Origin of the sequence: Pseudomonas quercus (assembly GCF_012033695.1) — a bacterium.
Classification (GTDB): Bacteria; Pseudomonadota; Gammaproteobacteria; order Pseudomonadales; family Pseudomonadaceae; genus Aquipseudomonas; species Aquipseudomonas quercus.
Map to the genome: position 1 here is coordinate 458,361 of NZ_JAAVJI010000002.1, position 15,519 is coordinate 473,879.

The 15,519-nt window shown below is 60.3% G+C and carries 12 protein-coding genes; 7 read left to right on the forward strand and 5 right to left on the reverse strand.

Going from position 1 to position 15,519, the window contains the following annotated elements:
• The first annotated feature begins 689 nt into the window (after window positions 1–689).
• Window positions 690–1,307, forward strand: coding sequence for a flavin reductase family protein (locus tag HBH25_RS05380; RefSeq protein WP_168082268.1), 618 nt, complete (start codon window positions 690–692; stop codon window positions 1,305–1,307).
• On the opposite strand, the gene HBH25_RS05385 is transcribed toward HBH25_RS05380, so the two are convergent.
• Window positions 1,308–1,637, reverse strand: coding sequence for an antibiotic biosynthesis monooxygenase family protein (locus HBH25_RS05385; RefSeq protein WP_168082270.1), 330 nt, complete (start codon window positions 1,635–1,637; stop codon window positions 1,308–1,310).
• 218 nt (window positions 1,638–1,855) lie between these two features.
• Between HBH25_RS05385 and HBH25_RS05390 the strand changes: the two genes are divergently transcribed.
• Together HBH25_RS05390 and HBH25_RS05395 are read left to right on the forward strand one after the other, a co-directional pair.
• Window positions 1,856–2,800 (forward strand): AraC family transcriptional regulator, encoded by a 945-nt coding sequence (locus HBH25_RS05390; protein ID WP_168082272.1) that lies wholly within the window; start codon window positions 1,856–1,858, stop codon window positions 2,798–2,800.
• A 147-nt stretch (window positions 2,801–2,947) separates the two neighbouring features.
• Window positions 2,948–4,372, forward strand: coding sequence for an MDR family MFS transporter (locus tag HBH25_RS05395; protein WP_168082693.1), 1,425 nt, complete (start codon window positions 2,948–2,950; stop codon window positions 4,370–4,372).
• Here the strand turns inward: HBH25_RS05395 and HBH25_RS05400 are convergent.
• Complete coding sequence (locus HBH25_RS05400; protein WP_168082274.1) at window positions 4,352–5,014, reverse strand: TetR family transcriptional regulator; 663 nt, start codon at window positions 5,012–5,014, stop codon at window positions 4,352–4,354. The two genes, HBH25_RS05395 and HBH25_RS05400, sit on opposite strands and share 21 nt — an antisense overlap.
• A 226-nt stretch (window positions 5,015–5,240) precedes the next feature.
• On the opposite strand from HBH25_RS05400, the gene HBH25_RS05405 reads away from it, so the two are divergent.
• From HBH25_RS05405 to HBH25_RS05420, 4 genes are all read left to right on the forward strand, one after another.
• A complete protein-coding gene (locus tag HBH25_RS05405) occupies window positions 5,241–6,395 on the forward strand; it encodes an efflux RND transporter periplasmic adaptor subunit (protein ID WP_168082276.1) in 1,155 nt (384 codons plus the stop codon).
• A gap of 3 nt (window positions 6,396–6,398) precedes the next feature.
• Window positions 6,399–9,548, forward strand: a complete 3,150-nt coding sequence (locus tag HBH25_RS05410; RefSeq protein ID WP_168082278.1) for an efflux RND transporter permease subunit — start codon at window positions 6,399–6,401, stop codon at window positions 9,546–9,548.
• Window positions 9,545–10,993 carry an AdeC/AdeK/OprM family multidrug efflux complex outer membrane factor gene (locus HBH25_RS05415; protein ID WP_168082280.1) on the forward strand — a complete coding sequence of 483 codons (1,449 nt, stop codon included), beginning with the start codon at window positions 9,545–9,547 and terminating at the stop codon, window positions 10,991–10,993. The genes HBH25_RS05410 and HBH25_RS05415 overlap by 4 nt, the downstream gene beginning before the upstream one ends.
• A gap of 535 nt (window positions 10,994–11,528) precedes the next feature.
• Window positions 11,529–12,875, forward strand: a complete 1,347-nt coding sequence (locus HBH25_RS05420) for an OprD family porin (RefSeq protein ID WP_168082282.1) — start codon at window positions 11,529–11,531, stop codon at window positions 12,873–12,875.
• Window positions 12,876–12,928: 53 nt separating this feature from the next.
• On the opposite strand, the gene pcaC is transcribed toward HBH25_RS05420, so the two are convergent.
• The 3 genes from pcaC to HBH25_RS05435 are packed head-to-tail and all read right to left on the reverse strand — an operon-like array spanning window position 12,929 to window position 15,518.
• On the reverse strand, window positions 12,929–13,336 hold the full coding sequence (gene pcaC / locus HBH25_RS05425; RefSeq protein WP_168082695.1) for a 4-carboxymuconolactone decarboxylase: 408 nt from the start codon (window positions 13,334–13,336) through the stop codon (window positions 12,929–12,931).
• A 16-nt stretch (window positions 13,337–13,352) separates the two neighbouring features.
• On the reverse strand, window positions 13,353–14,141 hold the full coding sequence (pcaD, locus tag HBH25_RS05430) for a 3-oxoadipate enol-lactonase (protein WP_168082284.1): 789 nt from the start codon (window positions 14,139–14,141) through the stop codon (window positions 13,353–13,355).
• Window positions 14,142–14,153: 12 nt separating this feature from the next.
• On the reverse strand, window positions 14,154–15,518 hold the full coding sequence (locus HBH25_RS05435) for a 3-carboxy-cis,cis-muconate cycloisomerase (RefSeq protein WP_168082286.1): 1,365 nt from the start codon (window positions 15,516–15,518) through the stop codon (window positions 14,154–14,156).
• Between the last annotated feature and the right edge of the window lies 1 nt (window position 15,519).

Below are 15,519 nucleotides of genomic sequence, written 5' to 3' on the forward strand. Positions count from 1 at the left end.
TTGTCTGAAACCCCGTACTATTGATTCGCACCCTATTGATACGAGAGCATCTAAATGGTGCAAATGCGCTTATGGATTCATTTAATTACTTTCCCCTACTCAATGGTTATATCACCGCTATATGAAACTACACAGCGATACACCCAATAGGCCATTCACCTTGTTTTAAAGGCCTGACACTGAAACATCAAACCGTGTTGCAGCATGGCGTCATTGAGGGAAAACAGGGTAAGCAGAGTACTGAGATGGCGGCAGCCCTTGAACAGCACCGTAAGGGCTACTCAGGCCAAGGTTTGGCTGGCGCCGAGTGGAAAAAAGAAACAGCATGCAGGCTTCGGGCATTGAACGGTTTCCTTTATAACAAGGCCTGCTTTTGGCAGGTTTCTGCACCTCGAATGAACAGGATGGCTGTTCGCTGACGGCAAGTGGTGCGTGAAGGCTCTGATAAAGGGCCTGCGACTCACCGTTGCTTTGCCTAAGGAAGATTTGTGCCAAAGTTGGCATATTCGTACCAAATTGGATGCATTGAGGGGTCACACTGTTGTGGCGCTGCGTAGGAACGCTGCAGCCGCTGAACATTCGGCAAGGCCTGGCACTCCATTATGGGCCTGAACCTGCATCACGTCGCCACGCTAGCTGGCGACCTGCCCTGCCCCTTTCAACCAGCCCTTTTCAAAAGGTAACCTTCGATGACCGACGACTTCCACTACTATGAGCCCTCCAAGGGGCATGGCCTGCCCCACGACCCGTTCAATGCCATAGTGGGGCCACGCCCTATTGGCTGGGTGTCGTCGCGTAGTGCCAACGGGGTACTCAACCTGGCGCCCTACAGCTTTTTCAATGCGTTCAACTACGTTCCGCCTATCATCGGTTTTGCCAGCACCGGGCGAAAGGACAGCCTGAACAATATTGAGGCCACGGGTGAGTTTGCCTGGAACCTGGCAACGTTCGACCTGGCCGAGCAGATGAACCAAAGCTGTGCGGCCGTGGGGCCGGAGGTCAATGAGTTTGAACTCAGTGGCTTGGCAACGGTGCCGTCCAGGGTTATCGATGTGCCTCGGGTGGCGGCAACGCCGGTATCGTTCGAATGCAAACTGACCCAGATCCTGCAACTGCAAGGTGTGAACGGGGATAAGGTGCCCACTTGGCTAGTGCTGGGCGAAGTGGTGGCGGTTCACATTCGGCGGGACTTGCTAAAGGACGGTATATACGACACGGCAGCAGCGCGCCCGATACTGCGGGGCGGCGGGCCGGCAGACTATTTCGAGCTGGGGAAACTGTTCAAGATGGCGCGGCCGGCTAACTGATCAACTGGCGCGGCGCAGTTGAAGCTCGCTAAAACAGGTGGCGCCAGGTAAAAAGTCGATCTGCATGATCAGGTAATGGCCGATCAAGTCGGCGAACAGGTCGGCGACGGTCTCAGCCAGCCAGTCGCTCATGGCGTTGTCATCCGCCCAGGTCATGTCCAGGTGCCACAGGCGGGTGTCGGCAAGGTCTCGTTGCACCACAATGGACAGGCAACCTTCCAATGGTCGCGTTGCACTCACCAGGCTGGCAAGGCGCTCGCCCACCTGGCTGGAACGCCCCGGCCAGGCACGAAGGGCGACGCTATGGCTGATAAGAGGCTGTTGAGTCATGGTAGTGCTCCCTGGTATCGGCATGGCTGATGGTTTCAAGGTTACGGCCTCACCCGCACAGGCCGGTATCTTGATCCTGTGAGTGACTTGCCTGATCCTGCCCGGCCGCTATCCACGCCGTTTTGCAGGATCAGGCAAGCCGATGGCAGGAATGGCCTACCTTCACCCCACACCAACGCCTAGGCTATACGCTAGGAATTACGTCTGGAGCCGCTGTGATGACCTCTTTCGAAGCAGGCCCTGCCGCCCCCTGCCCGTCTCAGGAACGGCAACGCGCCGAACTGGCTGACATCATTCGCCGGCACACGCAGGAAGCGCCGCTGTGCGAGAGCGCTGTGCCCGGCCTGCACCTGGTGCGCTACCACAGCCGCACACCCTCATTGCCCGCCCTCGCGCAGCCAGCGCTCTGTGTACTGGCCCATGGCAGCAAAGAGGTGAGCTTGGGCGAAGAGCGCTACATCTATGACCCGCTGAACTTCATGGTGGTCTCAGTGGCGATGCCCATCAGTGGGCGTATTCTGGAAGCCACCGAAGAGGACCCCAGCCTATCGCTGCGCCTGGACATCGACCCTGCCCAGATCACTGCCCTGATTGCCGACGCCGGGCCATTAAGCGTGCCCGCCCGGCCTACAGGGCGTGGCCTGTATGTGGATAGGCTATGCCCGGACCTGCTGGATGCACTGCTGCGCCTGACGCGGTTGCTCGATGCCCCCCGAGACCTGGCTGTACTGGCGCCATTGATTCGCCGGGAGGTGCTGTACCGGTTGCTACGCAGCCCCCAGGGGCACCGTCTGTATGAAATCGCCCAGGCCAATAGTCAGACACATCGAGTAACCCAGGCCATCGAGTGGCTCAATGGCAATTACGGTGAGCCCTTGCGCATCGAGGCCTTGGCCCGCCGCGTCAACCTGAGCGCGTCTACCTTGCACCACCGGTTCAAAGCCGTAACGTCCATGAGCCCCTTGCAGTATCAAAAGCAGCTACGGCTGCAGGAAGCACGCCGGCTGATGTTCAACGAAGGCTTGGACGCCTCCGTGGCCAGCTACCGCGTGGGCTACGAAAGCCCTTCGCAATTCAGCCGCGAATACAGCCGGCTATTCGGTGCGCCGCCCAGCCGTGACGTGGCGCGGCTCAAGCAGGTCCCTATCAGTACAACCGCTTAAACTTACCTAACCCACTGGCGTCATACAGGAGGCAAGCGCCTTGAACGCTTGGTAGCCTTCCTGCTTTATCAGTGCGAGCACCCTGACCCCCCTGTGAATACCACTAGCCCTTCCGCGCCGGCGCTACGGGATGTGCTCATCGCGTTGATGAGCGCCATTTTCCTGGGTGCGCTCGACCAGACCATCGTCGCCGTGTCCATGCCTGCCATTTCGGCACAGTTTTCCGATGTGGGGCTGCTGGCTTGGGTGATCTCGGGCTACATGGTCGCCATGACCATCGCCACCCCGGTGTACGGCAAACTGGGAGACCTGTATGGCCGCCGCCGCATGATCCTGATTGGCATGGGGTTGTTTACCGTGGCGTCCGCGTTCTGTGCCATGGCCCAGAGCATGGAGCAGCTGGTGCTGGCACGCGTGCTTCAAGGCATAGGCGCCGGCGGCATGGTGTCGGTGAGCCAAGCCATCATTGGTGACGTAGTGCCACCCCGTGAGCGCGGCCGCTACCAGGGGTATTTCAGCAGCATGTACGCCGCTGCCAGCGTGGCTGGCCCCGTGGCGGGCGGCTTGATGACGGAGTACCTGTCCTGGCGCTGGGTGTTCTGGCTGAACCTGCCACTGGGCATCGCCGCCTGGCTGTTCATTCGCCATACGTTGGCGGGCTTGCAGACGCCCCAGCGCAAGGCCCGTATCGACTACGTAGGTACTGTGCTGATGATCATCGGCCTGGGAGGGCTGCTGCTGGCCATCACAGACGTAGGCCAGGGTTACAGCTGGCACAGCACGCAGGTACTAGGGCTGTTCGCGATGGGAGGGCTGGCCTTGGCCATTTTCGTGTGGCATGAAGGGCGGTGTGTGGAGCCCTTGCTACCGCTGCGCCTGTTCGCCGACCGCTGTGCCGTTTTGTGTTGGTGTACCGTATTTTTCACCAGCTTCCAGGCCATCGCCATGTCTGCACTGGCGCCCTTACGTTTTCAGAGCGTGACCGGCGGTACAGCAGACGCTGCAGCCCTGTTTCTATTACCCCTGGCGTTCGGCTTGCCCATTGGGGCCTTCTTCGGCGGGCGCCATACCGCACGCAGCGGGCGCTTCAAACCGGTCATTCTTGCAGGGGCCTTGTTAGTGCCGATAAGCGTGCTAGGCATGGCCTTTACGCCTCTGGCCAACCTGTGGTTGAGTTGCGTGTTCATGCTGCTCACAGGTATAGGCTGCGGCCTTCAGTTCCCCACGTCACTGGTTGGCGCGCAGAACGCAGCCCAGCCTGGCGACATTGGCGTCAATACCAGTACCACTAACCTGTTCCGTTCGTTAGGTGGCGCAGTGGGGGTAGCCTTGATGTCGGCGTTGCTGCTGGCATTGCTGGGAAGCAGCCCTGGCACCGACGGGTTGGCACAGGAGGGGCATGGCAACCTGTTGCTGAACGCCTTGGCGGCGGCGAATGCACAAGGCGGCAGTGGGCGCGTGCAATTGGCCGAAGGGTTTACCCAGTTGTTTTGTATCAGTGCAGCTTTTTCACTGCTGGGGCTGGTTGCAGCCCTGGCCATGCCAAACCGGCTATTGCGCGGCCGTACCTGAGGGCCAGTCGCCTTTGAGCAGCGCGGGGCTGAAGCGAAGCATGTCAATAATGCAAGCCACCAGCCGCGGCGCTTCTTCATCCAGGCGCTGGCTGTCGGGTACAAGCAACCACAGGGCAAGGTGGCCATCGATAAAGGCATGCATGGCCAGGGCAGCGCGGCGCGTATCAAGGTTGGCAGGCAACTGGTTGCGATTCACGGCATTACGTAATGTGCATTCGATACGCTCGTCGCACTCGGCAGTGACCCTGGCGCGCTGTTGGCGCAGGTCGCACATTTCGTTGGTGAACTCGCATTTGTGAAACAGGATCTCGTTAATGCGCCGCGTCTTGGGGTCGAGGGAAACGCCTTGAAACAGTTTAATCAACAATGCCTGCATGCAACCCAGTGGGTCGGGCTCATCCTCGCTTTCACTGGCACGGGCCAAATCTTCCAAGGGCTCACTAAGGCTGTCGAGCAAGGCTTGGAGCACATCCGCCTTGTTGCTGAAGTGCCAGTAGATCGCGCCGCGTGTGACGCCAGCCCGGGTGGCAATGTCAGCCAAGGTAGTGTTGGCTACGCCACGTTCGTAAAACGCGTGCTCGGCAGCTTCCACAATCTGTTGGCGGGTTTCCAGCGCTTCTTCTTTTGTACGGCGAACCATGGCAGTGACCTCACAAGGTACTCCGCCAAAGGCGAAGCGAGCCGGCGCTTTTATTATGGGGGCGCGCCCGGCCAGTGAACGTTTATGCAGCAGATGAAGGCAAATGGCCTATTTACAAACAGCCGCGAACGTAAGTATATTCGTTAGTAAGCTATTTATCTAGATGTTACAAACCCTTCCTTCCATTACTCTTGAGCGTCTTCCGCGTTCCGCCCCGAGGATCTTCATGCACTTCAAGCCAGCTGTTACCGCCCTGGTATCCGCCATTGCCCTGGCCACCTTGCTCAGTGGCTGCGAGAAGCAAGAGGCAGCCCCTCCCGCTCCCCAGGCACCTCAGGTCGGCGTGGTCACGCTACAGCCACAAAGCGTTACCCTTACCAACGAATTGCCCGGCCGTACCAGTGCGTACCGCATGGCAGAGGTTCGCCCGCAAGTGGACGGCATTATTCTCAAGCGCCTGTTCCAGGAAGGCGGTGATGTGAAGGCCGGCCAGCAGCTGTACCAGATCGACCCGTCGGTGTACGAAGCCACCCAGGCCAACGCACAGGCCAGTGTCGAGCAGTACCGCTCCCTTACAGGCCGCTATAAGCAATTGATTGACGAACAAGCGGTCAGCCGGCAGGAATACGACACGGCGCGGGCGCAGCAACTGCAAGCCGAGGCCACGCTCAAGAGCGCACAGATCAACCTGCGCTACACCAAGGTGTTGGCGCCGATTTCAGGGCGTATCAGCCGTTCGGCCGTGACCGAAGGCGCATTGGTCACCAATGGCCAGACCATGGCCTTGGCGACCATTTCCCAGCTGGACCCTATCTACGTGGACGTCACCCAGTCCACCTCCGACATGCTCAAGCTGCGCCGTGCCCTGGAAAGTGGCCAGTTGCAGAAGGCCGGTGCCAATTCGGCCAAAGCCCAGCTCAAGCTAGAGGACGGTACGGTCTATGGCCAGGAAGGCAAGCTGGAGTTCTCGGAAGTATCGGTGGATGAAACGACCGGTTCGGTGACGTTGCGGGCCGTATTCCCTAACCCGGATCACACCCTGCTGCCCGGCATGTTCGTGCATGCCGAACTGATGGCAGGTGTGGCTCAGGCGGCTATTCTCGCGCCACAGCGCGGCGTGACCCGTGACCTCAAAGGCACCCCGACTGCCTTGGTAGTGGGTGCGGACAACAAGGTTGAACAGCGCACCTTGAAAACCAGCCGCACCGTTGGTGACAGCTGGCTGATCGAAGACGGCCTGAAAGCGGGCGACAAACTGATCGTCGATGGTTTGCAGTACGTTAAACCGGGCGCTGAAGTGAAGCCGCATGAAGCGAAAGCCGATGCACCCGCTGCTGCCCCAGCCCCTGCTGACAATGCTGCCGGTGGCGAGAAGGAATAACCCATGTCGAAGTTCTTTATTGATCGGCCGATCTTCGCTTGGGTAATCGCCCTGGTGATCATGCTGGTCGGCGGTTTGTCCATTCTCAAGCTGCCTATCAACCAGTACCCGGCTATTGCGCCACCGGCCATCGCCATTGCGGTCAACTACCCAGGTGCTTCTGCGCAAACCGTGCAGGACACCGTGGTGCAGGTGATCGAGCAGCAGATGAACGGCATCGACAACCTGCGCTACATCTCTTCGGAGAGTAACTCTGACGGCAGCATGACCATCACGGTGACCTTCAACCAAGGCACCAACCCGGACATCGCCCAGGTACAGGTACAGAACAAGCTCAACCTGGCTACGCCCTTGCTGCCTCAGGAAGTCCAGCAGCAAGGCCTGCGGGTCACCAAGGCGGTGAAGAACTTCCTGCTGGTGATCGGCTTGGTGTCCACCGATGGCGCCATGACCAAGGACGACCTGGCCAACTATATTGTGTCCAACCTGCAGGACCCTATCTCCCGTACCTCGGGCGTGGGTGACTTCCAGGTGTTCGGTGCTCAGTACGCCATGCGTATCTGGCTCGACCCGGCAAAGCTGAACAACTTCCAGCTCACCCCGCTGGACGTCAGGTCGGCCATCGAAGCGCAGAACGTGCAGGTTTCTTCCGGCCAGTTGGGTGGCTTGCCTGCCCTGCCAGGTACCCAGCTCAACGCAACGATCATCGGCAAGACCCGCCTGCAAACCGCTGAACAGTTCGGCGACATCCTGCTCAAGGTCAACACCGACGGTTCCCAAGTACGCCTGCGTGACGTGGCGGACATCGGCCTGGGTGGCGAGAACTACAGCATCAACGCCCAGTACAACGGCAAGGCCGCGTCGGGCATGGCGATCAAGCTGGCAACCGGTGCCAATGCCCTGGATACAGCCAAGGCCATCCGCGCGACCATCGACAACCTCAAGCCCTTCTTCCCACAGGGCGTTGAAGCCGTGTTCCCGTACGACACCACCCCCGTGGTGACCGAATCGATCTCGGGTGTGGTGCACACCCTGATCGAAGCGATCGTGCTGGTGTTCCTGGTGATGTACTTGTTCTTGCAGAACTTCCGCGCCACGGTGATCACCACCATGACCGTACCGGTGGTATTGCTGGGGACGTTCGGCATCCTGGCTGCCTTTGGCTTCACCATCAACACCCTGACCATGTTCGGGATGATCCTGGCCATCGGGCTGCTGGTGGACGATGCCATCGTGGTGGTGGAAAACGTCGAGCGGGTGATGGGCGAGGAACACATTTCGCCCAAGGAAGCCACGCGCAAGTCCATGGGGCAGATCCAGGGCGCGCTGGTGGGTATTGCACTTGTGCTGTCAGCCGTATTGCTGCCCATGGCCTTCTTTGGCGGCTCCACGGGTGTGATCTACAAGCAGTTTTCTATCACCATCGTGTCGGCCATGGCGCTGTCGGTGTTCGTGGCGCTGGTGTTCACCCCTGCCCTGTGCGCCACGCTGCTCAAGGCGTCGGACGTGGAAACCCATGGCCAGCCCAAGCGCGGTTTCTTCGGCTGGTTCAACCGCACGTTCGACCGCGGCGTGAACCGCTACGAGCGTGGCGTTGGCCACATGATTCGCCACCGCATACCGGCGTTCCTGGTGTACCTGGTGATCGTAGGCATCATGGCCTGGATGTTCACCCGCATTCCGGCAGCGTTCCTGCCTGAAGAAGACCAGGGTGTGATCTTCACCCAAGTACAGACGCCGCCCAATACCTCGGCTGAAAATACCCAGAAGGTACTGGACCGTGCCCGCGAATACCTGCTGGATGCGGACAACGGCGAAGGCAAGGCGGTGAAATCCGTGTTCACGGTCAGCGGCTTCAACTTTGCCGGCCGTGGCCAGAGCTCAGGCCTGGCGTTCGTGATGCTCAAGCCTTGGGAAGACCGCGATTCGAGCATGAGCGTGTTCGAAGTGGCCAAGCGTGCACAGCAGCACTTCTTCGGGTTCAGCGACGCCATGACCTTCGCGGTGGTACCGCCTTCGGTACTGGAGCTGGGTAACGCCACCGGCTTTGACTTCTATCTACAGGACCAAGGCGGCGTAGGCCATGCCAAACTGATGGAGGCCCGCAATCAGTTCCTGGGGATGGCGGCACAAAGCAAGATCATCACCGGCGTGCGCCCTAACGGCCTGAGTGACGAACCGCAGTACCAGTTGCTGATTGATGACGAGCGTGCCCGAGCGCTGGGTGTGAGCCTGTCGGACATCAACAGCACCCTGTCGATTGCCCTAGGTGGCAGCTACGTGAACGACTTCATCGACCGTGGCCGTGTGAAGAAAGTGTACGTGCAGGGTGATGCCAGCGGCCGTATGCGCCCTGAAGACCTGGAAAAATGGTACGTGCGCAACACCGATGGGAAAATGGTGCCCTTCTCCGCGTTCGCCAGTGGCGAGTGGGGCTACGGTTCACCCAAGCTGTCGCGCTATAACGGTGTAGCGGCGGAAGAAATACTAGGTACGCCTGCGCCAGGCTACAGTACGGGCCAGGCCATGGATGAAGTGGAGAAAATCGCCAAGCAGCTTCCGGCGGGCATTGGTTACAGCTTCACCGGCCTGTCCTTTGAAGAGCGCTTGTCCGGGTCCCAGGCACCTGCGTTGTACGCCTTGTCCCTGCTGGTCGTATTCCTCTGCCTGGCTGCGTTGTATGAGAGCTGGTCCATCCCCATCGCGGTTATCCTTGTGGTACCGCTGGGTGTAATCGGGGCGCTGATCGCCACCAGCCTTCGTGGCCTCTCCAACGACGTGTTCTTCCAGGTTGGGCTGTTGGTAACGGTCGGCCTGGCGGCGAAGAACGCCATCCTGATCGTGGAGTTCGCCAAGGAGCTGCACGAGCAAGGCAAGAGCCTGCTGGATGCGGCTGTGGAAGCCTGTCGCATGCGCCTGCGCCCCATTATCATGACGTCCATGGCGTTCATTCTGGGTGTGGTGCCCCTGGCGATTTCCAGCGGTGCCGGCTCAGGCAGCCAGCATGCCATCGGTACGGGTGTGATCGGCGGCATGATCACAGCCACCGTTCTGGCGATTTTCTGGGTGCCCATGTTCTTTGTTGCCGTATCTTCTCTCTTCCAGGGTCGCAAGAAACACACCGACTCGAAACCTGATGAGGCTCACGAATGAGCAAGTCACTGATATCCCTTGCGGTGGCCGCCGTTGTGCTCAGCGGCTGCTCGCTGATCCCTGACTACCAGCGCCCCGCTGCACCTGTGGCCGAGCAATACCCACAGGGCCCGGCTTATGCGCCGGTAGACCCTGCCAAGCAGGCCGCTGCCGAGCAAGGCTGGCGCGAGTTCTACCGGGACCCGGCCCTGCAACAGCTGATCCAGGCCTCCTTGCAGAACAACCGCGACCTGCGAGTAGCAGCACTGAACGTGGATGCCTATGCGGCCCAGTTCCGCATTCAGCGGGCCGACCTGTTCCCGGCAGTTTCGGCAGACGCCGCCGGCACGCGCCAGCGTAACCCGGCTGACCTGTCCACCACTGGCCGTTCGGGCATTTCCAGTACCTACGCGGCATCGCTGGGTATTTCGGCGTATGAGCTGGACCTGTTCGGGCGCATTCGCAGCCTCAGCCAGCAAGCGCTGGAAAGCTACTTTGCAACCGAAGAGGCCCGCCGCTCTACCCAGATCAGCCTGGTGGCCAGCGTGGCCAATGCCTACCTCACCTGGCAGGCGGACCAAGAGCTGTACCAGTTGACCCAGGACACGCTGAAAACCTACGAAGAAAGCCTGCGGCTGACCAGCCGCAGCGCCGAAGTGGGCGTATCTTCGGCGCTGGACCTGAGCCAGGCACGCACTGCTGTTGAAGGCGCCCGGGCCAACCTGGCCCGCTACCAGCGCCAGGTGGCCCAAGACCTGAACAACCTGACGGTGCTGGTCGGTGGCCCGTTGCCAACGGGCTTGCAGCCTCAGCGCCTGGACAGCGACCTGCTGACCGAAGTGCCCGCAGGCCTGCCTTCGGACCTGCTCACCCGCCGCCCGGATATCCTCCAGGCCGAACACAACCTGCTGGCCGCCAATGCCAACATCGGTGCCGCCCGGGCTGCGTTCTTCCCCAGCATCACGTTGACGGCCAGCGCTGGCACGGCCAGTTCAGACCTGGACGGGCTGTTCAAGGGCGGTTCTGGCCGTTGGGTGTTCAGCCCTTCGATCAGCTTGCCGATCTTCAATGCGGGCGCACTGCGAGCCAGCCTGGATTACTCGAAAATCCAGAAAGACATCAACGTCGCCAACTATGAGAAAGCCATTCAAACGGCTTTCCAGGAAGTGTCAGACGGCCTTACCGCGCGCAAGACCTACACCGACCAGCTACAAGCCCAGCGGGACTTGGTGAAGTCCAGCGAGGACTACTACCGGTTGGCAGACCGCCGCTACCGTATCGGCGTGGACAGCCACCTGACCCTGCTGGATGCACAGCGTGAACTGTTCAGCGCACAACAGTCGCTGATCACTGACCGCCTGGCCCAGCTCACCGCCGAAGTGAACCTCTACAGGGCACTGGGGGGCGGCTGGTACGAGCGCAGTGACCAGGCCGGCAACACGCCGGTACAAAAGCCCAAGGGCTAAAGTGATAATGCCGCTGCCTGAGCCAAGGCAGCGGCATTGCCTCACCCTTATCCTTACCCCTCCCCTTCTCTCTCCTTCCCCCCAGCGATACTCAGCCCGTCATCGTGCTGTCATCGGGCTGTCATGAATGCATCCCACACTGATGGCAATGCGCCCTCGCTCGACAACCGTCAGCGTTTAAACAAAAGTCGTAGTGCTTTCACGAAATTTCTACTTACAATGATCTGACGTCATAAGACCACGCGTTCGAAAGTAACCGAACAGTGAGTGTTCGCCTATCGCCCACAAGGTGTGGTGGCGGATTGACCCAAGGGATGGGACATTTGCACCATCCGCTGTGCAAGGCAGCCTGCACGCAGGTCGCTCAGGAAAAACCAATAATAATAGGCAGGCCATCATGCAGACCATCAGCGCGTCGCTACGCTAACCGTACTCCATGCTTGATAACCGCAATGACACTTGAAGTGCCTTCGTAAAGGGCACCTCAGCGTTAGGTGGCCCGCTATCGCCATCGATCAGCAGAGACACAACAATAATGAAAGCCATCCCTGTGAGCTTCACCCGTAAAAAGCGTGTTGGCCTGGCCCTCCTCGGCCTGGCTGTTTCCGCCGCTGCAGTGCCTGTGGTAGCGGCTGAATCGGGGTTTGTTGAAGACGCCAAAGCGACACTCAACTTCCGCAACTTCTACTTCAACCGCAACTATGTGAACAATGGCGGCTCCATCGCTGCACCGGGACTCACCAAGCATGGTGAAGCAGAGGAATGGACCCAGGCGTTCATTCTTGACGCCAAGTCTGGCTTTACCCAAGGCGCCGTCGGCTTTGGTGTGGACGTACTGGGTATCTTCGCGGTGAAACTCGATGGCGGCCGCGGCACCTATGGCACCCAGTTGCTCCCGACCCATGACGGCAACAAGCCTGCGGACGACTTCGGCCGCCTGGGTGTTGCGGGCAAGATGAAAATCTCCAAGACCGAGCTGAAAGTGGGCGAGTGGATGCCGGTGCTGCCCATCCTGCGCTCCGATGACGGCCGCTCGCTGCCGCAAACGTTCCAGGGCGCTCAGATCACCTCCAAGGACATCGACAACACCACCCTGTATGGCGGCTCGTTCAACCGTAACAGCCAGCGCAACGATGCCAGCATGGAGCGCATGTCCCTGAATAACGCCGGGAACACTGTGCGTGGCAAACCGACGATCAGCGGCGATGCGTTCAACTTTGTAGGTGCCGAGTACACCTTCAACGACAAACGTACGCTGGTGGGTGCCTGGTATGACCAACTGGAAGACGTGTACAACCAGAAATACTTCCAGTTGTTGCATTCCCAGCCCATTGCAGACGGCATTACGGCAGGCGCCAACCTGGGCTACTTCATTGGCGAGTCTGACGGCGCTGGCCGGGCCGACAACCTGGCCGGTGTGAAAGACCAGCAGAACCGTACTATGTCAGGCCTGTTCTCCTTGAAAGTAGGCTTCAACACCTTCTACGTAGGCTTGCAGAAAGTCACCGGCAATGCGGGTTGGCAGCGGGTGGCCGGTACCAGTGGCGGCACCCTGGCAAACGACAGCTACGGTTCGAGCTATGAGGCCAAAGGTGAGAAGTCCTGGCAGGTACGCCATGACTATGACTTCGCCGGGTTTGGCGTCCCTGGCTTGACCCTGATGAACCGCTTTATCGAAGGTAGCAACGTGCACACTGGCGCGAGCATTACTGACGGTGAAGAACGCGGGCGTGAGACCGAGGTGGCGTACACCCTCCAGAGCGGCATGTTCAAATCGCTCAGTGTGCGGTGGCGTAACTCTACCCTGCGCCGTAACTACGGCAGCACCAACAGCTTCGATGAGAACCGCCTGATCTTCAACTACCCCCTCAGCCTGCTGTAACAAGCTGCCTGGCGCCTACGCAGGCTTAACTTGCGCAGGCGCCAGCATCCGCTTCAGGTCGCAGGCCGCTGCTCCTTGGACTCTACCCCCAATTCATCCCACACCGACTCGGCCAGGTGAAAGGTGGCGTTGGCCGCAGGAATGCCACAATAAATGGCGCTCTGCATGATCACTTCCTTGAGCTCTTCCCGCGTAACGCCATTGTTGGCCGCCGCGCGCAGGTGGAGCTTCAATTCCTCGCTGCGGTTCATGCCGATCAACATGGCAATGGTGATCAGGCTGCGGGTATGGCGTGGCAGGCCAGGGCGGGTCCAGATGTCGCCCCAGGCATGCCGAGTAATCATTTCCTGAAACTCGCCGTTAAAATCGTTAACGTTCTTCAGGCTGCGGTCCACATGGGCGTCGCCTAATACGGCACGCCGTACCTTCATGCCTTCTTCGTAGCGTTGCTGTTCATCCACAATCAAGCACCCTTCTTCAAGCAAGCAAAAAGTCCAGCACGCGCTGGCTGAACGGCGTGCCGGTTTCGACGTTGGACAGGTGGGCGGCGGAGAACACCTGGTGCTCAGCCCCCTTCACCTGTTGCCGGATAAAGTCACCGCCTGCTGGCGGTGTTACAGCGTCTTCACTACCTGAGATAACCAGCAGAGGCACGGCAATACGGGCTACCTGCTCGCGGAAATCGGCATCGCGCACGGCGGCACAGTTGGCGGCATAGCCATCCGGCGACGTGGCGGCAAGCATGTCGGTAATACGCTTGACCTGCGCAGGCTCACGCTCGGCAAAGCCTGGGGTGAACCAGCGACCGATGGAAGCATCCCGTAACCCTGCCATGGCAGCTTCACGGTCACGCAGCACGGTTTCGATGCGGCTGTTCCACACCTCGTTCGTGGCGATCTTCGCCGCTGTGTTGCAGATCACCAGCTTGTGCAGGCGGTCGCTGGCGTTGATACCCAGCCATTGGCCGATAAGCCCGCCCATGGACAGGCCACAGAACGACACGCGGTCACAGTGCAAGGCATCCAGCAGGGCTAGCACGTCTTGGCCCAGCTGCTCGACGGTATAGGGCCCTACGGTGACCAGCGACCTGCCATGCCCACGGGTGTCGTAACGCAGCACCCGAAAATGCTCGGCAAATACAGGCACCTGGCTGTCCCACATCCCCAGGTCGGTGCCCAGGGAATTGGACAGCACCAGCACCGGAGCACCCTCGGGGCCCTCCAGTTGATAATTGAGTTCGCCGTCGGCGAGTTTGACCTGTGCCACCTAAGCCTCCTGTTATTCAGCGGTACGTGTATGCTCGGCGACCGCGCGGGCCACCCAGCGCTCGGCCTGGCCCAGGTAGTGGGCCGGGTCCAGCAGGCGGTCCAGCTCCGTTGGCGACAACTCGGCGGTGACCTGGGGCTCATCGCCCAGCACGGCACGCAAGTGCCGGCCTTCAGCCACGGCGCGCTTGCAGCAACGCTCTACCAGGTGGTGTGCGGTTTCACGCCCCAGCCGCTGCGACAGCTCGATGCTCACGGCTTCGGCCATCACCAGGCCCTGGGTCAACTGCAGGTTATGGCCCATACGCTCGGCGTCTACCTCGAAACCCTCGGCAAACCCGATGGCATGCTCAAGTGCACCGCTAACCAGGCAACACAGTTCCGGTAGGGTGTCCCATTCGGCATGCCACAAGCCCAGGCTTCGCTCATGCTCCTGGGGCATGGCACTTAGCAGCGTGGAGACCAGCCCCGGCGCACGGGTCGCTGTGGCAATCAATACAGCCGCCCCGACCGGGTTGCGTTTGTGGGGCATGGTGGACGAGCCCCCTTTGCCTGGCGCAGAAGGCTCGAACACTTCACCGGCTTCGGTCTGCATCAGCAGGCTGATGTCGCGGCCCATCTTGCCCAGGGTTCCGGCCAGCAGCCCCAGCACGGTACCAAACTCGACCAGGCGATCACGGTGGGTATGCCAAGGTTGTTCGGGCAGGCCCAGTTTCAGCTCATCGGCCAGGGCTTCGGCCACCGGCCAGGCGTGCTCGCCCAACGCTGCCAATGTGCCAGAGGCGCCGCCGAACTGCAGCACCAGTAGGCGCGGCTTGAGTTCAAGCAAACGCTGGCGATGGCGGTCAAGGGCACCCAGCCACCCAGCGATTTTCATGCCCAGGGTCACTGGGGTGGCGTGTTGTAGCCAGGTACGGCCCGGCATGGGCGTGGTGCGGTAACGCTGTGCCTGCTCGGCCAGGCAGTTCGTAAGGCCTGCAAGCCTGCGGTCAAACAGCTCAATTGCATCCCGCAGTTGCAGCACCAGCCCGGTATCCATCACGTCCTGGCTGGTGGCGCCCAAGTGCACATAACGCTCGGCGTCCGGCGCCTGTGCAGCCACGCGCTTACCCAGCATTTTCACCAAGGGAATGGCCGAGTTGCCGCCCCCGCCAATGGCCAGGGCTAACGCATCCAGGTCATAGAGATGAGCATGGCACGCAGCCTCGATTTCAGGGGGAGCCGAGGCAGGAATCAACCCCGTGCGTGCCTGGGCCCGCGCCAATGCGGCTTCGAACGCCAGCATCCCCTGTACCCGCCCCTCGTTGGAAAAGATCCGGCGCATGCCCTCAAGGGTGAAGTACGCATCGAACAGGTCGTTGGTGGGGCGTGGGCTCATG